This is a genomic window from Vibrio sp. 1069 (assembly GCF_033340555.1).
Genome location: NZ_JAWOWP010000001.1, coordinates 393,855 through 420,178, shown reverse-complemented (window position 1 = coordinate 420,178; position 26,324 = coordinate 393,855). Strand labels below are relative to the sequence as shown.

At 43.2% G+C, this 26,324-nt stretch carries 21 protein-coding genes, 2 tRNA genes and 2 pseudogenes; 11 read left to right on the top strand and 14 right to left on the bottom strand.

Translation table 11 applies throughout. The features are described from left to right. Positions 1-452: 452 nt before the first annotated feature. Together R7040_RS01865 and R7040_RS01860 are read left to right on the top strand one after the other, a co-directional pair. A complete protein-coding gene (locus R7040_RS01865; protein WP_161781338.1) occupies positions 453-617 on the top strand; it encodes a hypothetical protein in 165 nt (54 codons plus the stop codon). A 1,033-nt stretch (positions 618-1,650) separates the two neighbouring features. Next, positions 1,651-2,628: pseudogene (locus R7040_RS01860) on the top strand (DDE-type integrase/transposase/recombinase). A gap of 174 nt (positions 2,629-2,802) precedes the next feature. On the opposite strand, the gene R7040_RS01855 reads toward R7040_RS01860, so the two are convergent. The 5 genes from R7040_RS01855 to R7040_RS01835 all read right to left on the bottom strand — a co-directional run bounded on the left by R7040_RS01855 (position 2,803) and on the right by R7040_RS01835 (position 7,208). Beyond that, on the bottom strand, positions 2,803-3,210 hold the full coding sequence (locus tag R7040_RS01855) for a hypothetical protein (RefSeq protein WP_064353862.1): 408 nt from the start codon (positions 3,208-3,210) through the stop codon (positions 2,803-2,805). An 837-nt stretch (positions 3,211-4,047) separates the two neighbouring features. Further along, entirely contained in the window at positions 4,048-4,704 is a 657-nt protein-coding gene (locus tag R7040_RS01850; RefSeq protein ID WP_213896015.1) for a hypothetical protein, read from the bottom strand. Positions 4,705-5,537: 833 nt separating this feature from the next. Next, the gene (locus tag R7040_RS01845; RefSeq protein WP_033905178.1) at positions 5,538-5,846 is read right to left on the bottom strand and encodes a hypothetical protein; all 309 of its coding nucleotides are present in this window, start codon (positions 5,844-5,846) and stop codon (positions 5,538-5,540) included. A gap of 151 nt (positions 5,847-5,997) precedes the next feature. Beyond that, positions 5,998-6,441 (bottom strand): hypothetical protein, encoded by a 444-nt coding sequence (locus tag R7040_RS01840; protein ID WP_033905177.1) that lies wholly within the window; start codon positions 6,439-6,441, stop codon positions 5,998-6,000. Between the two features lie 551 nt (positions 6,442-6,992). Beyond that, a complete protein-coding gene (locus tag R7040_RS01835; protein ID WP_033905175.1) occupies positions 6,993-7,208 on the bottom strand; it encodes a hypothetical protein in 216 nt (71 codons plus the stop codon). 172 nt (positions 7,209-7,380) lie between these two features. Between R7040_RS01835 and R7040_RS01830 the strand changes: the two are divergent. Both R7040_RS01830 and R7040_RS01825 read left to right on the top strand, forming a co-directional pair. Beyond that, positions 7,381-7,662 (top strand): annotated as a pseudogene (locus R7040_RS01830) (helix-turn-helix domain-containing protein); the annotation flags it as partial. A gap of 51 nt (positions 7,663-7,713) precedes the next feature. Continuing rightward, a complete protein-coding gene (locus R7040_RS01825; protein WP_033905174.1) occupies positions 7,714-8,526 on the top strand; it encodes a tyrosine-type recombinase/integrase in 813 nt (270 codons plus the stop codon). A 184-nt stretch (positions 8,527-8,710) separates the two neighbouring features. Here R7040_RS01825 and R7040_RS01820 read toward each other — a convergent pair. The 8 genes from R7040_RS01820 to hppD form a co-directional block, all read right to left on the bottom strand. Then, a tRNA-Val gene (locus R7040_RS01820) sits at positions 8,711-8,787 on the bottom strand. A gap of 33 nt (positions 8,788-8,820) precedes the next feature. Continuing rightward, a tRNA-Val gene (locus R7040_RS01815) sits at positions 8,821-8,897 on the bottom strand. 179 nt (positions 8,898-9,076) lie between these two features. Then, positions 9,077-9,415: a hypothetical protein gene (locus R7040_RS01810; protein ID WP_085569546.1), complete on the bottom strand. Its 339-nt coding sequence runs from the start codon at positions 9,413-9,415 to the stop codon at positions 9,077-9,079. A gap of 119 nt (positions 9,416-9,534) precedes the next feature. Then, complete coding sequence (locus tag R7040_RS01805; protein WP_005377831.1) at positions 9,535-10,194, bottom strand: DUF2726 domain-containing protein; 660 nt, start codon at positions 10,192-10,194, stop codon at positions 9,535-9,537. Positions 10,195-10,389: 195 nt separating this feature from the next. Continuing rightward, positions 10,390-11,058: a maleylacetoacetate isomerase gene (gene maiA / locus R7040_RS01800; RefSeq protein ID WP_005377832.1), complete on the bottom strand. Its 669-nt coding sequence runs from the start codon at positions 11,056-11,058 to the stop codon at positions 10,390-10,392. A gap of 21 nt (positions 11,059-11,079) precedes the next feature. After that, a complete protein-coding gene (locus tag R7040_RS01795) occupies positions 11,080-12,117 on the bottom strand; it encodes a fumarylacetoacetate hydrolase family protein (protein ID WP_054577894.1) in 1,038 nt (345 codons plus the stop codon). Positions 12,118-12,126: 9 nt separating this feature from the next. Next, positions 12,127-13,257: a homogentisate 1,2-dioxygenase gene (locus R7040_RS01790; RefSeq protein WP_318081247.1), complete on the bottom strand. Its 1,131-nt coding sequence runs from the start codon at positions 13,255-13,257 to the stop codon at positions 12,127-12,129. Next, a complete protein-coding gene (gene hppD / locus R7040_RS01785; protein ID WP_005377835.1) occupies positions 13,250-14,323 on the bottom strand; it encodes a 4-hydroxyphenylpyruvate dioxygenase in 1,074 nt (357 codons plus the stop codon). The genes R7040_RS01790 and hppD overlap by 8 nt, the downstream gene beginning before the upstream one ends. Positions 14,324-14,862: 539 nt before the next feature. On the opposite strand from hppD, the gene R7040_RS01780 reads away from it, so the two are divergent. The 7 genes from R7040_RS01780 (at position 14,863) to R7040_RS01750 (ending at position 23,643) form a co-directional block, all read left to right on the top strand. Continuing rightward, positions 14,863-15,969: a M20/M25/M40 family metallo-hydrolase gene (locus tag R7040_RS01780; protein ID WP_318081248.1), complete on the top strand. Its 1,107-nt coding sequence runs from the start codon at positions 14,863-14,865 to the stop codon at positions 15,967-15,969. Between the two features lie 264 nt (positions 15,970-16,233). Continuing rightward, positions 16,234-17,844 (top strand): peptide ABC transporter substrate-binding protein, encoded by a 1,611-nt coding sequence (locus tag R7040_RS01775; protein WP_064353858.1) that lies wholly within the window; start codon positions 16,234-16,236, stop codon positions 17,842-17,844. Between the two features lie 144 nt (positions 17,845-17,988). Next, the gene (oppB, locus tag R7040_RS01770; protein WP_005377838.1) at positions 17,989-18,909 is read left to right on the top strand and encodes an oligopeptide ABC transporter permease OppB; all 921 of its coding nucleotides are present in this window, start codon (positions 17,989-17,991) and stop codon (positions 18,907-18,909) included. 9 nt (positions 18,910-18,918) lie between these two features. After that, positions 18,919-19,851 carry an ABC transporter permease subunit gene (locus tag R7040_RS01765; protein ID WP_005377839.1) on the top strand — a complete coding sequence of 311 codons (933 nt, stop codon included), beginning with the start codon at positions 18,919-18,921 and terminating at the stop codon, positions 19,849-19,851. Positions 19,852-19,861: 10 nt separating this feature from the next. Beyond that, positions 19,862-20,845, top strand: coding sequence for an ABC transporter ATP-binding protein (locus R7040_RS01760; RefSeq protein WP_017820901.1), 984 nt, complete (start codon positions 19,862-19,864; stop codon positions 20,843-20,845). Positions 20,846-20,854: 9 nt separating this feature from the next. Then, positions 20,855-21,847 carry an ABC transporter ATP-binding protein gene (locus tag R7040_RS01755; protein ID WP_017633963.1) on the top strand — a complete coding sequence of 331 codons (993 nt, stop codon included), beginning with the start codon at positions 20,855-20,857 and terminating at the stop codon, positions 21,845-21,847. Beyond that, positions 21,847-23,643, top strand: coding sequence for an aminopeptidase P family protein (locus R7040_RS01750; protein ID WP_017633962.1), 1,797 nt, complete (start codon positions 21,847-21,849; stop codon positions 23,641-23,643). Before R7040_RS01755 ends, R7040_RS01750 begins: the two co-directional genes overlap by 1 nt. A gap of 160 nt (positions 23,644-23,803) precedes the next feature. Here R7040_RS01750 and R7040_RS01745 read toward each other — a convergent pair whose 3' ends face one another. Continuing rightward, positions 23,804-26,248, bottom strand: coding sequence for a collagenase (locus R7040_RS01745; RefSeq protein WP_017820899.1), 2,445 nt, complete (start codon positions 26,246-26,248; stop codon positions 23,804-23,806). Positions 26,249-26,324 lie beyond the last annotated feature (76 nt).

Sequence of the window (26,324 nt, the reverse complement as noted above, 5' to 3'; positions counted from 1 at the left end):
GGGTGTTAACTTTTACTCTGGCAATAACGTATATGGGAACATCTTCACCGTCGGTAAATCGGGTTCTTTCTTTACTCGTTATTTTCTTTGTAAGGATTAATGGCTCCCAGTATTTACCTCATAAAACTTGGCAGTTAAGAGTTAAAGCAAAATCAGACGAGAAGACAAAGTTAATACTACTAGGCCTAGAGCAAAAATACTTTAATTTTATAACAAACTTCACCATGTATCCTATGTTTATGTTTGGTTTGCTATTTCTCATAGCTGTTTCTTTGAGTACATCAATAGCAAAGTATTTTCCTTTGTGGTAAACATACGTCGGCTTTTATAAAATCCCTTAAGAATGACTCAAACGCTTGGCATTTTCAATTAAATAGCGACCTTCGTGGTTAAAGTTAATTATTAAAATTATCACAAAGTAATATTCCATTATAGTCTTAAAAGGGAATTATATGAAGTTAGTTGACAGCGCGGGAGCTACTGCTTTAATTACTGAATGTTTATACTGTGCTAGCACAGAATTTAAACATGGATATTTTAGAACCTTAGGTCTTGATGGCGATTTATTAGAGCGAAGCTTCCAAGAAATTATTTATGAGGTTTTATATAAATCTTAAATAATATTGTAGATTTTTAGCTTCTTTCGTTTGGATGCGTGTTTGTATATTCATTTTTTAGAATATCAATCAGTACAAATATACGTAAAATTTTTAGCCAGAAAAGTAGCAGGTCAAAAGCACTTTAGGTTAAATACTAAAAATCCAACGAAAATAGAAGATAAATATCTATCATATTTAAAGGTATCTTGAGGATTGCTTTTAGCAAAATTCATTTTTATTGTCATATATCCAATCATGAAAAACAAGGCGTCACTAGAGAAAATGATGTGATAGCAGTTATAAAAAGCAATGGAAATGACAAAGTCACATTCCGGACTAAAGAGTATGAGACTAGTATGATATTTTTATACTGTGGTTCTCGAAATTGTGCAGGGTATGATCCAGAAGGGAGTCAAATTATCTATGTACCCCAAACACAAATGACGACGAAAAACCCAAGAATATACCAAAGATGTTGATTATTCTATCTACAACTAGCTTTCTGATTACTACTCAATCCGATGAAGAACTAGTAGTGGTTACGGACTGGCTTCAGTGTAATTCACGTCGCCGAAAAATGACGAGCACCCTCTAAAATATCAACAATTGGAAGATATACGAATTAATTATGTGTTTGAGCCAGGAGATTGCAAGGGCAAAAAAGATGACGATAAACAGTATATTAAGAAACTCCGCAAGAAACTGAAGTTAACACATGAGAATGGGGTTGATTCATTTAATTACTTATAGTGTCGACCGAGACAAAATAAATCATTTTATGTCAATGCGTACTAAAGTGATGCGTGAGTTAGCTAAGAATTTAATTTATCGGTCAGCCATAGGGGAGGATTTTCAACCTCAAATACAAGATATTACGAAGTGACTAGAGTTAACTTTCAAAGCTTGGCCCTATCATGTTTTAAAGGATGTCTCTAATTTAAACCTCTACAACCAAGACGCTATCCGTACACAAACCAGCCCCTTCAGATTTTAGAGTCTTTATCCTAAACTGTGTGATTCATAGACATTCTTTCAACTATGCTGGGTGTCTATGGACAGAGAAATCCAACAAAGACTACGGTGGGTAAAAATGTATGAGGAATGTGGTTATGCAGGCCTGGTATGTCGACGCTGTAGTATTTCCAGACCAACATTACATAAGTGGGCTAGGCGATAGAAGCAGTATGGAATCGCTGGTCTGGAAAGCCAGAGCAGACGCCCTCATTCATCTCCAGTTGCCAAGCTCTATGATGAGCTAAGAGCATTGATCGTTACGATGCGTGAGAAAGGCAATTTAGGGGCGCGGCGTATACAAACGAAAGTAATCCGACTTCACCAAATACATCTAAGCACAGCGACACTCCATAAAGTTTTATACGAAGCACCAGTCAAACTCATCGTAACTTACCGACGAAAAAAAGATTTCCAAAGATATGAGCGCCCAATTCCTGGTGATAGAGTCCACATGAACACCTGTAAAATAGCGCCTGGAATTTACCATTATACAGCTATTGATGACTGCTCTCGCTATCGGGTTCTAAGGTGCTGCTCTCGGCGCACAGCAGCAAATACAGTTGACTTTATCGATTGTGTCGTGGAAGAGATACCATTTCCTATCCAGCGTATTCAGACGGACAGAGAGCGTGAATTCTTTGCTGAGAAAGTCCAGAAACAACTCATGATTTATGGGATCAAGTTTCGCCCAAATAACCCTGGTTCACCTCACTTGAATGGTAAAATGGAACTCTCGCAGAAAACAGATAAAAGTGAGTTCTATCCGACCATAGATGTCTATGTGGGGTTGGAAGAACTGGACCTGCTGCTAGCTGAATGGCAACACTACTACACCTAGGAACGGCCCCACAGCTCGTTAAATGGGCTAACCTCGGATAGACAGGATTACTAAGATTCTGATCAAACCCTTTTGTCTGAAGAGGTATCTCAGAACTACGAGATCAAGAAAGAGAGGTATCAAGAGCAGAATTACAAGCTCGATCTTCAGCTAAGAAAAGTGAAACCATCTCTATGAATCACACATTTAAGCTTAGAAACATGATTTTGATTGCTAGCTTTTTCTGGCGACTAACGCCCTGTTAAGGGGTGAGCAACGCAATACTGATGCCACCTTAAACACCGAAACCAACACACAGTGAAAATGCCACGCGTTGGGAATCACTCTTAAATGCTTTGTTATGTATAGCGGCTAGAGAGACCAATTGTAGCTTTTGAAAAACACATCATCTATAGGAAGAACCGGGCACAACAATGCCCCTTCAAGCGGTTTACTGACCGCGATTACTTTTGAAACCTCATCAATCATTACACCAACAGATTCAAGAGAACAGTTCTGTTCGACACTCACCCCCCATTTTTCAGCTTGATTAGAAGATATAGGTTGGCCTAGAAGAATGGCTACTTTGTTACCTTTTACACTGAGTGTCTGTAAATCACCTTGAGCATTAACTGCCCAATTACATTGAGAAGTTAGTTTTGTTTCAAAAATGGTAGACTCTTCAAACAAAGTACAAGATGATCCATTGTTAACTGACAGATTAAATGCTAAGGAAGAAAAATTAACAAACGATAAAAGTAGCGTAGTTGTTTGTTTCACTGTTTTATCTCCCAAAACCAAACTTCATCACCAAGATTAATCCAATCAGGGGCGCCTCCCTTCATATGCTCGCCATCCCAAACGTCAATGTGATCGGTACTACCCCACCCATTCCTGATAAAGATAATCCCTCTCCGACCCATTAATGATTTTCTCTTTGCTCTTTAATAAGCTCTTTATTTCCAAATATATTAGGGTTAACAGAGATCCAATTTGCTAACTCTTGGGCTGCTAAAATGTGTCTAGGACTATGTTTAAAGCCAGGGTAGCAGCGCCTATTAGGATATTTTTGGTCAAAACTTGAAGTGTCGATACCTGTTTCCTCCAGAGCAACCCGTACGAATAGCACACTGATTAGGAAAATGAGCCCTATCACAAGGAGATTTTGGGTATGGATGGTTTTTCCACAACTTGACAAATTGAATTACTGACACTGTACGTACCTCACTGAAACAAAAAGCACTCTAACACACTCAAAAATAGCAGTTACTCTAAGTGTCGCACTTCAAACTTGATACTAAGAACTCGAAGCAAACATCAAAGGGTAGATAGTAGTTCATAGGCCCTTTAAGAGTGCACGAATTATTCGATCGCGAAATATACGTAAGATAAACCATGTTATCGCTATCGTCGCTGATACCACAGCCAAACTGTCTACAGCCATCACGATGTAGAATAAGCAGCCGACAATAACACCAATCAACATCGCTACGTTGAATGGAAAAGCGTTGAATTTAACTATACCGGATGAGCCCTCTCTTAGCTCTGTCTTTAGTCCTTGCAAGTAAAAGAAGAGTAAAGTGCACCCACCGAAAAGACCCAATATTGCTATAATCATTATAACTCCGAAGGATTGATTAGACCTCTGAGGATCAGCTCTTTTCTGGCATCTTTCATGCCTTGGGTTTGCATTGCATTAAAACCAATAATCATTATCACAAAAGCGCCAAGCATTCGCCCTGACTCACCTACAAGTTGCTTTCTTAATCCCAATTTTTTCGCTGTCTCTAACACCTTATTCGAACTAACGATACTCGTTAGACCTTTGGTCACTGTTGTTTTCATTCCTTCATTAAAAACAGAATATACGCCAGCGGGTAACACTCCGACTGAAATCGTTGGAACATCAAAGCCAGGGCTACTGAGTAAGTCAGAGATTTTCTTGTTTGAATTATAATAACTTTTTAACTCAGAATCACTTAGTGACCAGCAGAACCAGTATGGATTTGCGCCGATTTGGCCTATCATTCCATAGAGTTTAGACTTCAAGCGATTGTTTTTTAAATTCAACACACTACTCGTTACTTTTCTTTGGTCGGGCTTCGATAAATGTCTGTACAACACAATACCAGATAAAAGGCTTAACGATTGATTTTCACGATGTAAATCATTTTTATATGGTTCTAGACCCATGAGAACAATGAAAAACTTTAACGGATCTTGATTGTGTTGCCGATGGGTGTATCTGGAAGATGTGACGCTTAAAGAGTCCATGCCTAAAAGTCCTTAGGTAATTTCAATACACAAATCATTACATAATATTAAGTAGGCGTTTCGTTTGTAAAATGTCATCTACTTCTAATGTATTGATATATAGAACTATATTAAAAGTGAGATCTGGTAGGGGTATCCACTTTTAGGTTACAAAAGCTGATGCAAACTTGTAAAGTTGCATCGTTGATTGTAACTTGGTGAAACTTATTTTGAGGCAAAGGTGAGTCTGCCGTGGTCGACATCTGACACGCCTTTGCACAGTTCAGAGTTGCGTTTTTCTAATTTAGTAGAGCATGAATTAACTGATGTATGGCAACTCGCTTATTTGAGCGCCCAGTATCATTGGAACAGAGCACACCGAATACAAACCCATATTGCTCAGTGCTTAATCATTAATAAATTCAATAACTTTACAAGATGATGAAGCATAAAAGGCTAGAGGGTAGCTCCTTCATCAAGAAACCGAATATACGGACGCAACAACTAAAGAGTTGCTTTGAGTTGGAAAGCAACTGGTAAGGGTTTCTTACTTATTGCCAGCAGGAAATGAGGCAAATTAACGAATTTGAACTCCACTTTAAAAAACTTGGGCGCTATCTTAAATCCTGAGATTAATTCCACAAACTTGAATTACTCCTCTTGAGCACATTTTGATCTTAGAGGCTATTCGGTGAAGATCCGAAACAAAAACAAGCACAAACAGTGATTTAAATCACAATTAGGAGTTATTTTCGCAGTTCCTCTCAATGTTTCCCTAGAGGGTAACACCAAGACAATATTACATATAAAACAATGCCTTGTAATGAAATCGAGAATCCATCTTGAACAGTTTGTTAGCTGAAAGTTTCACCGAGTGCATCTATCCATTGCTCTGGCTTCGCTACAATAAACTCGTAACACGTGTTGTTGGCTAGCTTTATGCGAAATGCATTCGTGTTGGTTGGAGTTACACCACCACCTTTGCCCAAGTACTTAGCTACGGCAGCAATGCCTTGGCGCTTTAATTGATATGGACCAAAACCCAACTTTTCGTTGTACGGAATAAAAATTAAATCCGGCTTCGTTAGTTCTAATTTCCCATCTGCTTTAGTCGCACCGAATTGAGTTGTAGCTGTTGAAGACTTAATTACTTTATCAGACATAACGTACCCTCTTCCTTGATTTACTTTTGTCTGCTAACGCCCAATTAAGGGGGTGAGTAACGCAAAACCGATGCACCGCAAAGCACCTTAATCACTCAAATTAACGCATAGTAAAAATGCCAAGCGTTGGAAATCACTCTTAAACAGTTTGTTAGCTATCTATCAAATTGATACAGTTTTGAATGATGATTGCACTATCAGCTTTACTTTGAGTTTGCATCGCGCATTGTGCCATAGAGCTATAGCCACTACTCTTACGTACTTCATGATTCAAATTATCTAGCGCAAGACGAAGAGTTGAAAGATTAAACACTCCGTTATTAACCAAATATTTTACTGTCTCAGGATAAAAACTGGCCATTTCTAAAAATTCAGCTTGCTCATTCACATCATTAAATATATTTTCCCGTTTTAGACACTTTTTGGATAATTTCATGGACAAGATACTGCGCTCTTGTTCGTTGAAAACTTTTCTTTGCATCAAAATAAGAGTCATCGCCAATGCTGCATCAACATCGTAATGATCGTTTTGGCCGCCAACCATTTTTAAGCACTCTTCAAAGCTTTGAATCAAGTCAGGTAAGATTCCATTCATGTTATTCCTCCAATTTACATTAGGCAATATCTGGCATTACAGCTAACACCCTGTTAAGGTGTGAGCAACGCAATGCCGAAGCTGACGCATACCACCTTAATAACTTAAATCGACGCATAGTAAAAATGCCACGTGTGCAAAATCCCTCTTAAACGCTTTGTTAGCGCGCTATTAAGTTAAACAAGAAATTCTTTGGGGTCCGTTGACTTCCAGTCCTTTTTTCCTCATTACTGTAATAACTATATTCACGTTGATGCTCATCACCATCAACGTGAATCTTATTAACAGCGCAAGGCATATTTATATGCGAAACCGTACACCTAATATTAAAAGTATCATTGTAACTCAACTTCTTAAGCACCTCTACATGTAATACTGTTAACCTGTTAAATATAGAGTTAAGCTCAGTAATAATTATCAATAGATTATTACGTATGCCATTCATTCTATCTTTAACAAAGTGCTTAGATGACTTAAATGACATTTATGGCAACGTAAAATCTTATTCACTGAACGTTCGAGAGCAGCTATTTGAGATCGTGAAATCATGTTTACCCCTCCATAAAGCTACGATAAAGCTCTTCAAGCTTCGAGTTCAATTCAGAGTCACTTTTCGCAGAAATTGAGCCAATTAACTCTGATTCACTTATATTTCCTAGTCTCACATCAAAGCTTTTATTATCAAAACTATCAACGAAAATACACATTTCACTCCCCTCATAAAAGAATGAAGCAGAGTTATCATTAACAGACATATCAAATTTCATCTTTTCCTCTTAATAATGTTTATAAATATCATGTCGACTTAGTGCGTTGCGAATCACTCTGAAGTAACTTGTTATACCGCTTGGATTCAAGTACGAAGTGCGACACCCCTGAAATTTAAAACTGTGAGATGTGCTATTCATAAGTTTTACTCCCGCCAAGAAGTGAAAAACCATGAATTACACACACCGCACTGAGAATGAAAGGTATATGATGTCCGCACTTAGAAAGCAAGGCATTAGTGTCGTCAACATCGCTAAAGAGCTAGGGCGTCACAAGAGCACTATCTACCGAGACTTTAAACGTAACTCTCGATATAATGCCTATCGCCCCAACCCTTCCTATCAGCCAGCTAGAGCGCAACAAAGAGCTAGAAACAGGTTAAGCCGATCACGGCGTAACAAGCGGTATACCAAGCACGATTTCAAAATTATTGACGCACTTATAATGCTCGACTTAATGAGTTTGTAGGAGACAAGCTTTCCAAGTCAATTAACTTAGGAAACCATGAACGACTTTCTAAATACATATTATGGCGATAAATCCAAAGAGGTTTATAACAAGAAACTTTCTCGATTAAAGAAGAGCTTTAGCTATCTAGCAGATGAATCCGCAATTAGTGAAAACTTTATGTTTAACAAAAAACCAAAATGGCTAAATGTTTCTGATAATAAGAAAGAACGCTTGGGTTTAGATATAGAAGCATTCAAAGCAATTGAAAAAGAGGCCCCTCTATTTTTAAAAGTAGCGATGGGGTTATCGATTCAATCGACTCACGCAGTAGCTGAACTACATAGAATAAAATACCGTATACCAAAACCGGATACATGTGGAATTGTCTGGTTTGATACTCCAAAACCAGAGAACGGAGAAATTGTATTTGGTACCTTGTACATACATCGAGCAAAGGTTAAGAATGCTAAAACGTCTTATGTTGCTATTCCGGTGACAAGCGCTATCAAAGAAGTTGTAGAGCTATCTAAAACAGATAAGCTACATTGCCCTTACGTAGTGCATCGTAGACCTGCAAGAAACAATAATATCGCTAAGCAGTGTGACCACCGTTACCAAGTGACCAGTCGCATGATCAGCGAAACATTTTCCAAAGTACGCGACGAACTCGGTTTGTACTCTAACGTAGAAAAAGCTAAGCGCCCTACTTTCCATGAAATCCGAAGGCTATCGGCAAAACTCATCGATGAAATGGGTGTAAACCCTCGCCAACGCATGGCACATGCCAGTGATAGAACCACTCAGATTTACACTGATAGTCACGACGTAGAATGGCATGAAGTACCAGCCATAAGCGTCGCAATATAGCCCATTTCAAGCGCTGTACAAACTACTGTTTTTTACCACCTTTTTACCACCCCCTCGAACTTTACTCAGTACTAACGCAGAGTAATAACAAGGGGATAAAAAGGAAAAAAGAAGGAATTCCACTTGAATATCAATAAGTTATAGACACAAAAAAGCCCACCAAAAGGTGGGCTTTTTTAAAATTTGGTGGGTCCGGGCGAACTCGAATCGCCGACCCCTACCATGTCAAGGTAGTACTCTAACCAACTGAGCTACGGACCCAAATTTTTATGTTCCTAACCATTCAATTCAGAATGGTGCGTCCGAGTGGACTCGAACCACCGACCCCCGCCATGTCAAGGCGATACTCTAACCAGCTGAGCTACGGACGCATTTCTCTGGAACGACGAGGATATTAGCTATAAGCGAACGACGGTGCAAGCACAAATTTACCAACTTTGAACCGTTTGGCGAAAATGTAAACTCAACACGCGTTTTCAGATGATTTTATCGACAAGGACGGAGCCTGCAGGGTTTAAAAGTGTGATCTATATAACTTTTATTATCTCACTTAATTGTCGTAAGGCACTTCACTGAGCATCCAAATCTGTAAGATTTGCGATACCTTAGGGCAAGTGCCGAACAAAATCTGATATTTAGGTTTAAATGGTTCGCCGATATAGGTTGTACGGATCAACTCTCCTGTTTTGACGTCTACTTGAGTGCTCACCCTGCCTTTGAAGTTTTGAAATATGACAAACTGCTCACTGTGGTAAACCATTTGCTCTCGGTAAAACAAGAAATGATCTTGGGGTGTCTCTGTCAATTCACACTCTAGTGGTTTCAAATTAGGTATCGCACTAACATTAGATGCGATGAACAATGCTGACAAAATCCATCCGTATCGCATATGGCTGCCCTATTCTGCACTCTTTTTCAAAGTATAGGTCTTGCCTTGAGGACAGATACAAAAAAGGCTTTGATCATCTCTAATCAAAGCCCCTTATTTCTGCAGGTTAATTATCGTGTTTAGTCGTCCGCCTCAAACACAACGTTATAATTTTCGGTGTATGTACAATTCGGCTGACGGCTACAAGTAAAGAAACGTCTCCCTTTGAACTCACCTTGGCTTGCGGTTTTAATGATCATCGGACTGCCGCATTTTTTGCAAAAGCGCACTTCTTTATCGGGCTCAATCAAATCAATGTGTGCCGCAAGCAAACGACGTAATCGCCCAACTTGATAACTGTGCTTTATCGAAGCGCCGATTAAAGGCAGGTTGGCCGTCTTACAAACATGAATCAATAACTTTTGTCTTTCTATCTTACCCTTGTTTAGCTCCTGCCCATTATCCAATTCAACGATAACGCGCGGCTCTAGTGTCCTTGGGTCACAAATAACGTAATCAAAATAGCTTCGAGATATACGATTGTTCGCGACAAAAAACTGCTTCTTATTTTTGATTTCTTTTGGCGTAACCAAACTGGACATGTTTACTTTCGCGAATACTACGGCATGCTCCCCTACCGCCGCTCTTAACGCATTATAGAACGCACCCTCTTGACCTCTGAGCAGAGGGCCTTTCGAGCGATAAGGATAATCACGCGTGTCATCGTGCTTAATCACGTACTTTTGAATAACAAAGAAGAATAAAACCAGAAGAACAACAATGATAAAAATGTTGGTCATAAATAAAGTGCATCCAAAACAACTCGTTGCTCAAAGCGTAAATGGAAATGTTATGCAGAGCAACAAAACCTCGCAATTTTGAGGCGCCACGACGATAGCGAGAAACAGAAAATTTTGCTCACCAATAAAAACGAGCCAATCACACACTTGGATTGGCTCGTTTAAATTTTGTTAATACATTATGTATGCTAAGAATCAACTATTAGCGTCTGGCTGATTCTCTGGCATCGCATCAATAAAAGCTGGCAGTTGATTGCATGACTGCACAACAGCGTTAATGGTTGGATAAAGAGAAGTATCTACACCAAAGCGTTGTGCGTTATAAAATTGTGGTACCAGACAAATATCGACAATAGATGGCGAGCTTGTCAGGCTAAACTTGCAATCACCATTTAGTTTACGATGCTTCTGAAGTTTCTCTTCTAATGCTGTAAAACCTTTGTGGATCCAGTGATGAATCCAAGCGACTTTGCGCTCTGGTTCGCAAGCTAACTCCCCCTCTAAATACTGTAGAACTCTTAAGTTATTCAGGGGATGAATCTCCATTGCAATATCCTGAGCCAAAGCTAGCGCTTGGTATCGAAGCGGCGTTTGCTCGGGGATCACAGTGACATCCGGGTAGTGTTCTTCTAAGTATTGAATGATCGCCAGTGACTGGGTTAACTGAACCTCCCCATCCACCAGCAAAGGAACCAGTTCAGAAGCGTTTAACTCATGGTACTCGTCACTGTGTTGTTCGCCACCATTGCGCACCAAGTGTACCGATTTTGAATCATACGATAACTCTTTAAGATTCAAGCAAATACGCACACGATACGCCGCCGATGATCGCCAGTATCCGTATAAAATCATGCTATCGCTCATATCGTCTCCCAACCAGCATTGTTAGTGCTTGAGATATTGGCTAACTTGTTGGTCAATCGAGCCGAATATGTTGTTGCCACCCGCATCGAACATTTCCAATCTGATTGAATCTCCAAACGACATGAAGTTAGTCGACGGCTTGCCATCACGAATGGTTTCAATCATGCGAACTTCCGCGATACATGAATAGCCAACGCCACCCTCCTCAATCGAAGTGCCATGTTCGGTGCCTTGCTTATTAGATACCGTGCCAGAACCTATAATTGCCCCAGCAGATAGCGGGCGCGTTTTAGTCGCATGAACAATTAAGTCTGCAAAATCAAACGTCATATCGATACCCGCATTTGGGCGACCAAACGGCTTGTGGTTGTAGGTCGAGACCAATGGTAAATGCACTTTGTTTTCGTACCACGCATCGCCTAGTTCGTCTGGTGTTACTGCCACAGGAGAAAACGCAGAAGAAGGTTTAGATTGGAAAAAACCAAACCCTTTAGCTAATTCTGCGGGAATTAGCCCACGTAGTGAGACATCATTCACCAGCATGATCAAACGAATCGACTCCTGAGCCTCTGCAACACTCGCGCCCATTGGTACGTCACCAGTTACCACAGCCACTTCACCTTCGAAATCAATACCCCATTCATCACTCGCAAACTCGATGTTGTCACAAGGACCAATAAAGGCATCAGAGCCTCCTTGGTACATCAACGGATCGGTCCAAAAACTCTCTGGCATTTCAGCGCCGCGAGCTTTTCGAACCAACTCAACGTGGTTTACGTAAGCACTGCCATCAGCCCACTGATAAGCGCGAGGAAGCGGCGACTCGCAGTAGTGCGCTTCAAACTCTTCATACCCTGCAACCGTGCCATTGTTCAGTGCAACGTATAGCTCTTCCAGTTGCGGTGCTAGCGTATCCCAGTTATCAAGTGCCACCTGCATCGTCGGTGCTAAGTTCATGGGGTGGAAAATTTCTGTCGCTGGTACGCAGCGCGTTAAGTCTTTGCTCACGACCATCAACAAACCGTCACGAGTGCTATTTTTCTTGGTTGCTAATTTCATCCTTGCCTCTTACTTCTCTTGCCAGCTATAGACGTATTCTTTGTTTTCTACTTTTTCCAGCTCATCCGAAAACTGAAGTGCGTGACGCGTATCAATCATGACCGCAACTTCGTCGGCAAAAGTCTTCTTATGCTCTCGCCCTGCCTTGAAAGCTTTCGGGTGAGGGCCATGCGTAAATCCTGCTGGATGGAATGTCACCATGCCTGCTTCAATGTTGTCACGGCTGAAAAAATCACCTGCATGGTAGAACAAGACTTCGTCATAATCGTCATTGTTGTGGTAGAACGGTACTTTGAGCGCTCCAGGATCACTTTCAATTGGACGAGGAACGAAGGTACACACCACAAATCCTGCTCCTACAAATGTAGTATGTGCAGAAGGCGGTAAATGGTAACGATGTGACATAAGTGGACGAATATCACGCCAGTTCACTTTTACTACCGCCAAATCACCATGCCACCCAATCGCATCCAACGGGTTGAATGGGTAAGTGATAACACTGACTTTATCGTGGCGTTTCACCTGAACCTGTGTTTGATTTTCAGAATATTGAGCACGGAACTGATCGTTGATCGACGGCGTTTCTAGAACCGCCGGATCAAACACCGCGTGGTTTCCAACCATGCCTTTTTCGGGCAATGTATAAGCCGCATCGGTGTTTTCGATCATCAGAATGAACATCGGCTCGCTTGGCTCTAAACGCCAGCTCGTTGAGCGCGGGATCATGACATAATCCCCTTCGCTCACTTTCAAATGACCATAATCACAGTAGAGATCTGCCGTACCTTGGTGGATGAATAGCAGTTCGTCGCCATCTGCATTTCTCACCAAGAAGTCCATTTTTTCATCCATACGCCAGACACGAACTTTACAATTCGTGTTGTGTAATAGATGTGGGACTGCCCAAGGGGTAATATGGCTAGCTTTCTCGACTAGATTAAAATCAAATGCTCGTGGACGTAGCTCGCCTTCCCACTCAGACCACTCCGTTGGGGCATGTTGATGATGAAAATGTGTTGCGGGGCCGAAGAAGCCACTTCGACCTGCCTCACGTTCATAAATTGCCTCTTCCGGGAAGTCAGCATGCGCTTGTTTAGAGCACACTCCCTCCCGTTGAGGGAATGTGATCCATTTATGCATCGCTCAATACTCCTCGGCGAATTTGGTCTTCTTCTATCGATTCAAACAACGCTTTGAAGTTACCCTCGCCAAAGCCTTCATTGCCTTTACGTTGGATGATTTCGAAGAACACAGGGCCGATAACGGTTTGAGTAAAGATCTGTAGCAAGATGCCATCTTTCGTTGGTGCACCATCAATAAGAATCTGCAAATCACGAAGCTTGCTTACATCTTCACCGTGGCCTTCAACACGCTGATCGACTTTCTCGTAATAAGTATCTGGCGTTGGCATAAAGTCCATGCCGCGCTCACGCAAGGTTTTGACCGTTTCGTAGATGTCGTCTGTGGTCAATGCGATGTGTTGAATACCTTCGCCATTGTATTCACGGATAAACTCTTCAATCTGCGATTTATCATCTGACGACTCATTGATAGGAATTCGGATTTTGCCGCAAGGTGCGGTCATCGCACGGCTGACAAGACCAGTCAGCTTACCTTCGATATCGAAATAACGAATTTCGCGGAAGTTACCAATGCGCTCATAGAAACCTGACCAGACATCCATGTTGCCCTGCTTAACGTTGTGCGTTAAGTGGTCGATTTCGTAAAGACCAACATTCGCTTTTGATAAACGCTCATCAGCATCATCATAAAAACGAAAATCGACATCATAAATACTCTGCTTTCCATAACGGTCGACAAAATAAAGCAAGCTTTCACCGATGCCATAAATAGCAGGAATGCTAAGCTCCATCGGCCCAATTTCCGTTTTATATTCTTTACCGCCATTCTCTAACGCATGCGCCAGAGCAACGGTGGCGTCTTTCACACGAAATGCCATGCCACAAACCGACGGACCGTGAACTTTGGCGAATCCCTCAGCTTGGCTATGCGGCTGCGCATTCACAATAAAGCTAATGTCACCTTGTCGATATAACCACGCTTCTTTTGAGCGATGCTTTGCAATTTCCGCAAAACCTAACGATATAAACAGATCTTTAAGCTGTTGAATGCCTTTGTTGTCAGCAGCGGTATATTCAACAAACTCAAATCCGTCTGTTCCTAGTGGGTTATATGCATCAACCATGACTTTCTCCTTGTCTCAGTAGCTTTTGTTTGGACTTATTTTTCTAACTTGGCGCAGGTCTTGAGAAATTGGAATACGTGGGGAGAAATCTTTACCTTGGCGATTTTTACGCATAATTGTAAAATATATGTTACACACAGGAGGCGCGTCGAATCTACTTTCGTAAACATCAAATAAACTGCTTATTTTCAATATATTAGATTGATATTTTCGGCTTTACGCCAACACATAAAATGTAAACAAGTTGTTACTTTGGCATTTTATCTTGGCAACGTAACTCAAAAAAGTAAAAGGGTATGGAAAATCTATTGCACCCTATCTCTATCCGATTTATTCATTTGCTCCTGCAAAACATCAAAAGTAATGTTTCGTGACGCTTCATACAGTTCGAAAGGCTCATCGGTCAGAATCGTGTCATGGATACCCCTTTATTGATTCACCTCAGTTTTATTTAAAAGTAACTGTGCCATAAGTGGTGCTCTGTTCCCTATCGAGCCGAGCCACAAGGCTTCACGCTCGATCAGAAAAAGAGACATCTAATGACACACATCAATCAAGAACGCTTAGTTGAACATTTTTGCCAACTGGTACGTATCGATAGCGAATCAACAAACGAAAAACAAATTGCAGAAACACTGGCAGAGCAGCTAGGCGACCTAGGCTTTACCGTGCACAAGCTTCCAGTACCTAAGCACATTTCTAACGGCTTTAACGTGTACGCCCGTTTAGACGGCAAAAAAGACGGCTCTATCCTAATGAGCTGTCATATGGATACAGTCACACCGGGCATTGGCATTGAGCCAATCATCGAAGACGGCGTTATCCGTTCAAAAGGCAATACGATTCTTGGTGGCGATGATAAATCTGGTATTGCTGCCATCATGGAAGCCGTTCGTTGTATTCAAGCGGAAAACCTTGAGCACAAAACGTTAGAACTTGCTTTCACCGTGTATGAAGAAGGCGGTTTATTCGGTTCACAATACTTCGATATGTCACACGTCACTTCAACGGAAGCAATCGTGTTAGATACGGGTGGCCCTATTGGCACCATTGTGACCGCAGCCCCAGGCCAGCAAAAGATCATGGCAAAAATCAAAGGCCGACCAGCACACGCAGGGCTTGCGCCAGAAGAAGGCATCAGTGCGATCATGGTGGCGGCAGATGCCATCAACCAAATGAAGCTGCTTCGCATCGACGAAGAAACGACAGCCAACATCGGTATGGTTAACGGCGGTCAGGCCACAAACATTGTTATGCCTGAATTAAAAATCGTGGCAGAAGCACGCTCCCTGAATGGCGATAAACTAGATGCTCAGGTCAATCATATGATCTCAACATTAGAGTCTGTCTGTGAAAAACACGGTGCAGAAGTCGACATTGAATCTAGCCGAGCCTACGACGCTTTTGTTATTGAAGAAAACCACCCACACGTAAACGCTATAAAAGCAGCATTTTCAGAGTTGGGAATTGACGCCTTCACAAAAGGCACTGGCGGCGGTAGCGATGCCAACAACTTTAACAAGAAAGGTCTCACAACGGTCAACCTTTCAACTGGCATGGCAAAAGTACACACGACAGAAGAGTTTATCGCGGTAAGTGATATGGTCAAAATCACTGAGTTCGTGAAACATTTCCTAGTCAGTTAACGTCGTGCTTTTTGAAGAGCAGACTGACTATCTTCCCCTTCTAGCCTGTGCTTGAAGGGGATTTTAATTTGTATCGAAGCAAAATTACTTCCCGTCATGCCAACTTGATATCAGATCTTCAAAGAAATTCCCCTAGCTCACTTTTTGAGACCAGACAGCTCAACACCTGACACCCTGTTACAGTAATGTTAAAACTCGATTGTGTAGACAATTTATACAATATACATTTTTGGCATCTTTCAGGATGAAAAGAGTGAGACAAGGATGAAATTACCTAAGTTGCTTTTATTAGCGTCGATGATGAGTCCAATACTGGCAACATCAAGCTATGCCGCGCCGTATCCCTCAGGTGTGACCCTCGATGAGACACAAGAAATTACGCTAAACAATGGGGCTGAAGTTACTTCTATTGACCCAGCCAAGCAAGCCGCAGAGCCCGCTTTTAATCTCGGTCGAGACCTGTTTGAAGGTCTGGTCATTCAAGATAAGCAAGGTAAAACCATTCCTGGTGTTGCTGAGTCTTGGTCAGTCAATGACAACAATACGGTTTATACCTTCCACTTACGTGATGCAAAATGGTCAAATGGCGAAACGGTCACTGCACAAGATTTTGTCTACAGCTGGCAACGCTTACTGAATCCAAACACTGCTTCACCGTACGCTTGGTTTGCGGCCATTCCAAATATCGAAAACTCGCAAGCGATTATGAAGGGCGAAGCCGAGCCTGAGTCTTTGGGCGTGAAGGCGCTGGATGAAAAAACGTTCCAGGTAACACTCGAAGAGCCTATTCCCTTCTTTACGAAACTATTAAGTCATCCCGTACTTGCACCCGTTCACAAAGCGACCGTCGAAAAACATGGCAACCGTTGGACCCAGCCTGAGCATATCGTTACAAATGGTGCGTTTACTGTCTCTGAATGGAAAGTTAACGAAAAACTGGTGATGGTTAAAAATCCACATTATTGGGACGCAAGCAATGTAGTGCTGGAAAAAGTCACCTGGCTACCAATTGGTGATGCAAACGTAGTGCTAAACCGCTACCTAGCTGGTGAGATAGACCAAGCGGTTTCCATTCCTGCCGCTCAGAAGAAAAAGTTAATTCAACAACGCCTACAAGAAGTGGCAAGCACCAGTGCGTCTCTTGGCTCCACATTCTATTACCTCAACACTCAACAAGGGCCAACAAAAGACGTGCGGGTTCGTAAAGCCCTCTCATATGCCATTGACCGTCAACTGTTAACAAGTGCTATTTTGAGAAACGGTGGGGTTCCAATGTATACCCTTGTGCCACCTCAAACAGATGGTTTTAAATCTCACACTCCTGAGTTCGCAACTTGGAACCGCCATAAACGTATCGAAAAAGCGCAGCAATTACTGTCAGAAGCTGGATACGATAAAAGCAATCCGCTTAAGTTAACGTTTACCGTACCAACTTTCTCGATGGACGTAAAAATGGCAACCACCATGGCAGGCATGTGGAAAAGCCGATTGGGTGCGCAAGTCACGATAAAACAGCTAGAACCGAAAGTGTTCTACGCACTTAAAGAGCCGACCGACATTACTCGCGGCGGCTGGACGGCTGACTACAATGAAGCCTCTACATGGTTGGATATCTTCGTTTCTAGTGGCGAGTACAACGATTCTCGTTATAACAACCCGCAATACGACGAGTTAATGGCTCGCTCAAAGACCATGAGCAACCCATCAGAACTGTATCTACAAGCAGAAAGCATGCTGATTGAAGACATGGCCATTATTCCTATTTATCGTCCGGGTAACGATCAATACCTCATCAAGCCTTACGTGGGCGGCTACGAACTGACAAACCCTGAGTCGTCGTACTACCGCAAGAATGTCTATGTAAAAGCCCACTAAAAGCATGTTTTCGGTCTGAGTCGGCAAGTTCAATGTTTACTTGCCGTTCCTCATATCTCTCGGTGGAGAAGGCAACCTGAGCTCAGACCATTTTTTATTCATAACCGTTCGAAGTGATTTCGGATGACCAAAGGATGATGGATCATGATTTGGTACATTGTTAAGCGATTAGCTATCGCTATCCCCACGCTTCTATTCATCGCACTCGTATCATTTTGGCTGATGCACATTGCACCAGGGGGGCCATTTGATATGGAACGGCCTATGCCAGAAGTGGTACGTGCGAATATCGAAGCAAAATTCCATTTGGACCAGCCCTTCCTTACTCAGTTTTGGATTTACATTGGTAATTTCATACAAGGAGATCTCGGTCCGAGCTTCGTTTATCAAGACTTCAGTGTTACACAGCTCGTCGCACAATCATGGCCAGTTTCAGCAGTATTAGGCGTACTCTCCTTTTGTATTTCCGTTCCACTTGGCATGTTGCTTGGCACCATTGCGGCATTGAACCGAAATAGCCGCCTAGATTACGGCCTGATGACACTTTCGATGACTGGAGTTGTGGTTCCGGCTTTCGTGCTTGCTCCGGTTTTAGTCATGATTTTCGCTATTCAGCTTGGCTGGTTCCCTGCTGGTGGTTGGGAAGGAGGAAAGCTGGCTTTTCTTGTTCTTCCCGTGCTCAGCTTAGCGATTGGCTCCATTGCGAGTATTGCACGCGTCATGCGTGGCGCAATGATTGAAACGCTCAACCAACCATACATTCGAACGGCAAAAGCCAAAGGTTTGTCCACAACCTACATTTTATTCCATCACGCTTTGCGACCATCCCTGATTCCCGTCGTTGCGATGCTCGGCCCTGCGTTTGTGTCTGTTGTGACAGGCTCGGTGATTATCGACATTTTCTTTGGTACAGGTGGCATGGGACAACACTTTGTGTCTGGGGCTCTCAACCGCGACTACGGCCTAGTAATGGGCATTACTCTGATTGTCGCTTCACTCACTATCTTCTTTAACCTTGTGGTCGACTTGCTATATACGATTATCGACCCTCGTATACGCGTTTAGGAGTCCGGTATGTTAACGATCAAAAAACTGGATACACAAGCTCTTCAAGATCAAGTCGTCGACAATATTGAAGCCGTCGAAGGTCGCAGTCTTTGGCAGGATGCATGGACTCGATTTCGTAAAAACAGAGCCGCAATGACATCAGTGTATGTTTTGGCTTTCATTACCTTATGCATCACTTTCGGCCCCTCTCTTGCCGCTTTTGGCCATGATGAAATTGACTGGGAAGTGCTCATCGATCCATACGAGCTAGGGAAACCTTCACTGAGCAGTGGCCATTACTTTGGTACCGATGATCTCGGGCAAGATGTCTTCGCTCGCACGATGCAAGGTGGCAGGCTCTCTATTTTGGTAGGTTTTGTTGGCGCCTTAGTCGCCGTTGTTATTGGTACGATTTGGGGAAGTATTTCCGGCTATCTTGGCGGCGTTGTCGATAGCGTAATGATGCGCATTATTGAGGTGCTCGATTCGGTGCCATTTATGTTTATGGTTATCCTGTTTGTTACCCTTTTTGGCAACAACATCTACCTGATTTTTATCGTGATCGGAATGGTATCTTGGCTGGGCATTGCCCGTGTTGTACGTGGTGTCACCTTCGGTCTAAAAAAGCGAGAGTTCATCGAAGCCGCACACTCTATTGGGGTTTCTAAATTGACAATTGTCCGACGCCATGTTCTGCCTAATGTGCTTGGGATCGTGATGGTTTATTCCTCCTTAATGGTACCAGGATTCATTATGTTCGAATCGTTTTTGAGCTTCTTAGGGCTTGGTGTTCAACCACCAGACACGAGCTGGGGAATCCTAATTTCCGAAGGCGCAAAAACGATTGACGTTGCATTGTGGATGCTGCTTTTTCCCTCTCTGTTTTTAGTTGCCACCCTCTTTTGTTTTAACTTCATCGGCGATGGCTTGCGTGATGCTCTTGACCCGAAAGACCGATAAGGACAAACCCATGCTATCTATTGAAAACATGAACGTGCGCTTCGATACGCCAGATGGGCAAGTGCAAGCGGTCAGTAATCTCTCCTACTCGATTAAAGCGGGCGAAACTCTTGGGATTGTTGGGGAATCAGGTTCGGGAAAAAGCCAGTCTGTTTTCGCATTAATGGGGTTAACCGCGGATAACGGCGCCGTGTCTGGAAGCGCAATGTTCCACGGTGATGATTTACTCGCGATGTCTAAAAAGCAGCTCAACCGCATCCGTGCAGAGAAAATCGGAATGATCTTTCAAGATCCGATGACGTCACTCAACCCATTTATGAAAATTGGCAAACAGCTTTGTGAAGTTCTCATGATTCATAAAGGAATGACCCGAAAACAAGCAAAAATTGAATCGATTCACATGTTGGATGCGGTGCGTATTCCCTCTCCCGAAACTAGGATGAATCAATACCCTCACGAATTATCTGGCGGAATGCGTCAGCGAATCATGATAGCGATGGCCTTGTTGTGTAAGCCCGAGTTGTTAATTGCAGACGAACCAACCACCGCGTTAGATGTAACCGTTCAAGCTCAAATTTTGACGCTATTACGAGACTTACAACAAGAGTTCAATACGGCTATTTTACTGATCACTCACGATATGGGCGTCGTCGCCGAGATGTGTGATCGCGTATTGGTCATGTATGGTGGTCAAAAAATGGAGCAATCAGATACCGAGACATTGTTCGCTCAACCTGCGCACCCCTACACTCAAGGCTTGCTAAAGGCAATTCCTTCCATCACTGAAGATATGCCGCGTTTACCAACCATCCCAGGTAACCCACCAAGTGCGTTGATTAACCATCAAGGGTGTCCGTTTAAAGAGCGGTGCGAGCATCGAGAGACGCGTTGCCAATACGAAACCCCACGGTTTTCTCCATTAAACACGAGCCAGTCCATTGCCTGTCACGTTAAAGCACCCAGTGTTATCACTCCCATTCAAATAAAAGCTTAAGGAGGCGTTATGAATAAAAAAGAAGTCCTCATGTCTGCTCGTGATTTAAACGTCCACTTTCCTGTTTCACGTCATCTTATTCCAAGTCGACGTAAAATCGTGAAAGCGGTCAATGGTATCGACTTAGATGTTTACCGAGGTGAGACACTTGGCATTGTGGGGGAATCAGGCTGCGGAAAATCAACACTTGCTCGCGCCTTACTTCGCTTAATTGAACCTACACATGGCGAGTTGACTTGGAAAGGTCAAGACATGCTCGGGTTTAGTAAAAAAGAGCTTTCCTCTCGACGCAGAGAATTTCAGATGGTGTTTCAAGACCCATCCGCTTGTTTGAATCCGAGGTTAACCATCTCAGAATGCATCGCCGAACCACTGCTCACCCACGAGCCAAAGCTTAAACGGGCAGAGGTAGAAAAGCGTGTCATCGCTATGATGGATAAAGTGGGTCTCTTGGCGAGCCAGCGAAACCGCTATCCACATGAATTTTCCGGAGGTCAATGCCAGCGTGTGGGCATTGCCAGAGCATTAATTCTCAATCCAGATTTGGTCGTGTGTGATGAACCCGTTAGTGCACTAGATGTCTCCATACAAGCTCAGGTCATCAATCTTCTAGATGATCTTAAACAAGAAATGGGGTTAACACTGGTGATGATTGCGCATGACTTAAGCGTGGTGCGCCATATCAGCGACCGCGTTATGGTGATGTATCTTGGTAAACCTATGGAAGTAGGACGTTACGATCAAGTATTTGATGATGCTCAACACCCCTACACCAAAGCACTGTTATCTGCTGTCCCGATAGCTAATCCGCAATTAGCACGTGACCGTGAAATACAACTATTGCCCGGCGATCTTCCTTCTCCACTTAACCCACCGAGCGGTTGCGTTTTTCGTACTCGATGCCCAGAAGCAACAGAAGTATGCGGGCAACAGAACCCAATAAAAACAGGCTCGGAGCAGCATCATATCTATTGCTCAAATATGACTTTAGGAACCATTTAATGAACAATACTAACTCAGTAAACCAACGCCTTACGTTATTGCGTGAGGCAATGTCCTTTCACAACGTGTCTGCATATATCGTGACCAACAATGACCCACATAACAGTGAATACTCAGCGGATCATTGGTTAGCGCGAAGCTGGATTTCAGGTTTTACCGGCTCAGCAGGCGATGTCGTCATTACCCAACAAGGTGGTGGCCTGTGGACTGATGGTCGTTACTATATTCAAGCTGAAGAACAGTTACACGGCACAGGACTTGAACTGTTTAAAGCCAAACAACCAGAAACGCCGACAGTTGCCAAATGGCTGGCTACCACGCTACCAGAAAACAGTATTATCGCGGTTGACGGGCGCGCCATCAGTTACGCTTTTTATCAAGGCCTCAAACAAACCTTTGAAGCGAAAAACATTAAGATCATTCTCGACCTGGATTTACTCACACCGATTTGGCTTGAAAGACCACCTCGCCCAAGTGCACCCGTATTCGAGCACCCCACCGCTTTTGCTGGCGTTGACACTGAAAATAAGTTAGCAAGAATCCGTTCTTGGTTAACCGAGAACCAAGTAGATAGCTTATTAGTGTCAACGCTAGATGATGTCATGTGGACAATGAATATTCGAGGTGGTGATACGAATTACTGCCCAGTTTCTGAAGCCTATCTAGTCGTAGAGCAATCACTTGCGACACTGTTTATTGATAAAGCCAAACTGCCTCAAGACGTTGAAAGAGCGCTGACCGATCAGAGTGTACACATTCGCCATTACAACTACGTAAGTCAGTATTTGAATCAGCAATGTGAGGGATTATCGCTCGCTTTTAACCCGACCCACACAGACAGCTTATTGGTGAGTTCGATTGAAGGGAATGTGAATCTAAAGCCAATGGCTTGCCCTGTAACGGCAATGAAGGCCATAAAAAATGCGACCGAGCTAACTAGCCTAGAACAGGCATTAACAGATGATGGTGTGGCAATCGTAAGGTTTATGAACTGGCTCGAAGAGCAAGTTCCAAGCGGACTCGTTACAGAATTGTCTGCTGAGGCACAACTGAATCACTATCGCCGTCAAACCCGACATTATGTGAGTGACAGTTTCCGCACTATCGCAGGCTTCGCAGCTCACGGGGCAAAAATGCATTATGCCGCCGATGAAGAAAGCAATGCGGCAGTCAATGAAAGCAACTTCTTTCTCGTCGATTCTGGTGGCCAATACCTTGGCGGGACAACAGACATCACCCGTACTTTCCACTTCGGGTCACCGACCATTAAGCAGCGCAAAGATTATACCTTGGTGCTCAAAGCGGTCATCCGACTGACTCAGACTCGATTCATGAAAGGCTCTACGGGTGCCAATCTTGATATCATGGCGCGTGGCGTCTTATGGCAACATGGTATTGATTACAAGTGCGGCACTGGACACGGCGTGGGCATTTGCTTGAATGTTCACGAAGGCCCACAAAATTTCTCGCAAAGCCACCACGAGGTTGAACTAAAACCGGGTATGGTCATTACTAATGAGCCAGGCGTTTATCGCGAAGGTGAGTACGGGGTAAGAATAGAGAACATTCTTAAAGTTGTAGAAGTAGAACAAAATGAGTTCGGCACGTTTTACGGTTTTGAGACCATCACTCTTGCTCCAATTGCGACCAACGCCCTTGATTTATCAATGCTAGATCAAGCAGAGCTAGACTGGCTCAATCATTACCATTCACGAGTCTATCAAGCACTTAGCCCTTTTCTTGATACGCAAGATAAAAACTGGCTTCAACGCACAACCCAACTTATTGAGAAATAGGATATCAGCAAGCTTTATAACGTTTTCATTTTCATCTCAAACTCCTTGTTTGCCAGCCTTCGGGCTGGTTTTTTTATAGAGATAACGGCGTGAAAAACAAAAACGCCCCGCAATGTTAGCGAGGCGATCAATTAAATTAAAATGATGCAGTTAAAATGCCCTACTGACGACACTTCTGAGCATCAAAATCAACGACGATGGCGGCATTCTCAAAGTCACCAGAGACTTTAACGTAGCCCCAGTAGTTACTCTGATTTGACAACGTAATACACTCTCCATTACCAATATTATCTGACCACCCGTGAAGATTAGCACCATCCGGCCAACCAGAGTTACTGTATTCAAGCTTTAGGTTGCCCATACCGTTCCCCGTCGTTATCGCCAGATTTGAGCTCTCATTCACCGCTGGCACGCTCAGCCAAATGGTTTGTTGATTTGCCAAGCAAACAGGCTCTCCTGCTGTTAGGCGCCCACCGCTTACTTTACTTTGCACCGCGCAGTCTTGTGGCAATGTGTCATTACCGCCCAACGTTGAGATAACAACACTATGAGTGGCGGTTGCCGTCAAGCCTTCACTGTCTGTCACACTTAGACTGACCGAATACTCCCCTTCACTCCCATATTGGTGCGTCGGCTTGGTTTGTGTACTTGTCGAGCCATCACCGAAGTCCCATAAGACGCTGACGATCTTCCCGTTTGGGTCTGTACTGTTTTCACTGCTAAATGTAATGCTTTCACCGACTTTCCCCTTGTTGTTTGCGGTTATGACTGCATTAGGTGCACCATTTGAGACAAGGGCTTGCTGCCACTGCTCAAACTCACTTTGATATAAATTCGCCCATTGGGTGATCGTTGCTTTGTAATTGCTCCAATTCCCTTGGCGTGTTTCCACCAGCATTTGGTTTACGTCATCTTTATGATTTTCAAACATAAAACGTACAGCTAAGTACCCCCAACGATAAATTCGATCGACATCAAACCCATCATAAGTAGTCTCGAAAATCTCACTTAAGGTATATGTCGAGCCGTCTAAAATCGTCTCAAGTGCTGCTTGGTTGTCATTTTCTTGAGCGACATACTCTGCAATGCCTTCACTCCACCACACTATTTTTTCAGTTGGATGACTAAACCCTCCATAGAGATCAAATCGACCATCTAAGTAATGCACGTATTCGTGCTCTAAGTTCCAGACAAAGTGATCCGCGTTCGCATAAGAGGCTTCATAAGCAATAAAGTTGGGAATATTCCCCGGCTGGGAAGGATCGCCTTCCAAGTACATACCGCCATTGTCAGTACTAATATCGAAAATTGGCCCTGCGTACTTACCATAATCGGTGCTTGAATCGAAGATATTGACTTGGAGCTGAGTATTGTGGTCATCTTTTACTGGCTGTTCACCAGTTTCTAATGACTGATGAAAGTAACCCTCTTCGTAACCCATTTTAGAACATGCGGCCGCGTGTTGCTCTTGCGTCATATTCTGGGACAATATTCGAATTGTTGGACTACAAGTATAAGTTTGCGATAGCACTAAGCCTTTTAGCTCAGTTTCGAAATTACAAATTCCGAACTCACTACAATCTGCGTAATATGAGGCAGTGTCCGCCGCCGCAAGCCAAACCGCGTCACCCCGACCATACATTTCATACTGTTCAAAGATTCGACTCAGCTGACTCTTCACAACAGAACTCGCGTTACCCGTATACTTGGTCAAACGCCCGAGCTCTCGCCCCGCATTCGCGGCCATGAACTCATCTTCAGCACCGATTGATGATGCCCTCAGAGCAAAATCGCCTAAAGCTTTGGCAAGGTCCGTTTGGTTGCCAATTATTTGCACAAATTGCTCGTTCCACTGCCCACCAAACAAAATAGTGAAAACACCGTTAACTGCATTGCGCATATACCAGTGCTGGGCGTATTGATCATTCCAACGTGTAAGCCACTGGGTCACTTGCGGTAAGTACGCGTGCTGCAAGCCCGCACTATCCATAGTGATGATGACTTCACTAAGCACTTTGCCGTGACGGTCGCTGTTCTCATAGAAGTTTGCGTTATTAACAAACGCATCCACGGATTCTTTCACCGCTGGGGTAACCCATTCAATAAATGAGATGTTGTCATTGTAAAACTCGGCGTAATAACCCGCGCGCAAGTATAAGAAAAACGTTTCGAGTTCATCGCTCCCGCCACCTGTATACCCCTTCGCCAATGTCGTAGTGCGCTTCGCAATGTTGTACATATGATCGGAGCTAAATACCGACTCCTGAATCCGACTTTCAGCAGAGAATAACTGGTTCACGCACGTCGCGCCCTGACTTAAAATTTCGCTGATCAATTGGTTACTGCTTTCGGTAACCAATGCTTCCAAATCACAAGCAGTGCTCGACTCATCAAGGCTTTCAAGTGACTGTACTCGAGTTGCCTTGGAGGGCTGAATAGGGAGAGTTGCGGTTGGTTGGTATTCAACTCGATTGGATTCAACACCGTGTGTATGAGCCGAATGTGCATGTTGCTCTGTAACTTGAGAAACTGGCTCGCTTAACGCAAATACGCCAGTGCTGGTTAATGTTGTCGCAATCGCGACACTCAAAGTCTTCAGTTCCATCTAATTTCTTCTATATTGAGTTTTCCTTAAATGCATTACGTCTTTTGCATCGCCACTGCCCTTATTACTGCAAGAG

What these genes read in the sequence shown, in the direction of transcription:
- R7040_RS01865 (WP_161781338.1), top strand. Translation starts at nt 453, where the DNA reads ATGAAGTTAGTTGACAGCGCGGGAGCTACTGCTTTAATTACTGAATGT.
- R7040_RS01850 (WP_213896015.1), bottom strand. Translation starts at nt 4,704, where the DNA reads ATGGACTCTTTAAGCGTCACATCTTCCAGATACACCCATCGGCAACAC.
- R7040_RS01845 (WP_033905178.1), bottom strand. Translation starts at nt 5,846, where the DNA reads ATGTCTGATAAAGTAATTAAGTCTTCAACAGCTACAACTCAATTCGGT.
- R7040_RS01840 (WP_033905177.1), bottom strand. Translation starts at nt 6,441, where the DNA reads ATGAATGGAATCTTACCTGACTTGATTCAAAGCTTTGAAGAGTGCTTA.
- R7040_RS01835 (WP_033905175.1), bottom strand. Translation starts at nt 7,208, where the DNA reads ATGAAATTTGATATGTCTGTTAATGATAACTCTGCTTCATTCTTTTAT.
- R7040_RS01825 (WP_033905174.1), top strand. Translation starts at nt 7,714, where the DNA reads ATGAACGACTTTCTAAATACATATTATGGCGATAAATCCAAAGAGGTT.
- R7040_RS01810 (WP_085569546.1), bottom strand. Translation starts at nt 9,415, where the DNA reads ATGCGATACGGATGGATTTTGTCAGCATTGTTCATCGCATCTAATGTT.
- R7040_RS01805 (WP_005377831.1), bottom strand. Translation starts at nt 10,194, where the DNA reads ATGACCAACATTTTTATCATTGTTGTTCTTCTGGTTTTATTCTTCTTT.
- maiA (WP_005377832.1), bottom strand. Translation starts at nt 11,058, where the DNA reads ATGAGCGATAGCATGATTTTATACGGATACTGGCGATCATCGGCGGCG.
- R7040_RS01795 (WP_054577894.1), bottom strand. Translation starts at nt 12,117, where the DNA reads ATGAAATTAGCAACCAAGAAAAATAGCACTCGTGACGGTTTGTTGATG.
- R7040_RS01790 (WP_318081247.1), bottom strand. Translation starts at nt 13,257, where the DNA reads ATGCATAAATGGATCACATTCCCTCAACGGGAGGGAGTGTGCTCTAAA.
- hppD (WP_005377835.1), bottom strand. Translation starts at nt 14,323, where the DNA reads ATGGTTGATGCATATAACCCACTAGGAACAGACGGATTTGAGTTTGTT.
- R7040_RS01780 (WP_318081248.1), top strand. Translation starts at nt 14,863, where the DNA reads ATGACACACATCAATCAAGAACGCTTAGTTGAACATTTTTGCCAACTG.
- R7040_RS01775 (WP_064353858.1), top strand. Translation starts at nt 16,234, where the DNA reads ATGAAATTACCTAAGTTGCTTTTATTAGCGTCGATGATGAGTCCAATA.
- oppB (WP_005377838.1), top strand. Translation starts at nt 17,989, where the DNA reads ATGATTTGGTACATTGTTAAGCGATTAGCTATCGCTATCCCCACGCTT.
- R7040_RS01765 (WP_005377839.1), top strand. Translation starts at nt 18,919, where the DNA reads ATGTTAACGATCAAAAAACTGGATACACAAGCTCTTCAAGATCAAGTC.
- R7040_RS01760 (WP_017820901.1), top strand. Translation starts at nt 19,862, where the DNA reads ATGCTATCTATTGAAAACATGAACGTGCGCTTCGATACGCCAGATGGG.
- R7040_RS01755 (WP_017633963.1), top strand. Translation starts at nt 20,855, where the DNA reads ATGAATAAAAAAGAAGTCCTCATGTCTGCTCGTGATTTAAACGTCCAC.
- R7040_RS01750 (WP_017633962.1), top strand. Translation starts at nt 21,847, where the DNA reads ATGAACAATACTAACTCAGTAAACCAACGCCTTACGTTATTGCGTGAG.
- R7040_RS01745 (WP_017820899.1), bottom strand. Translation starts at nt 26,248, where the DNA reads ATGGAACTGAAGACTTTGAGTGTCGCGATTGCGACAACATTAACCAGC.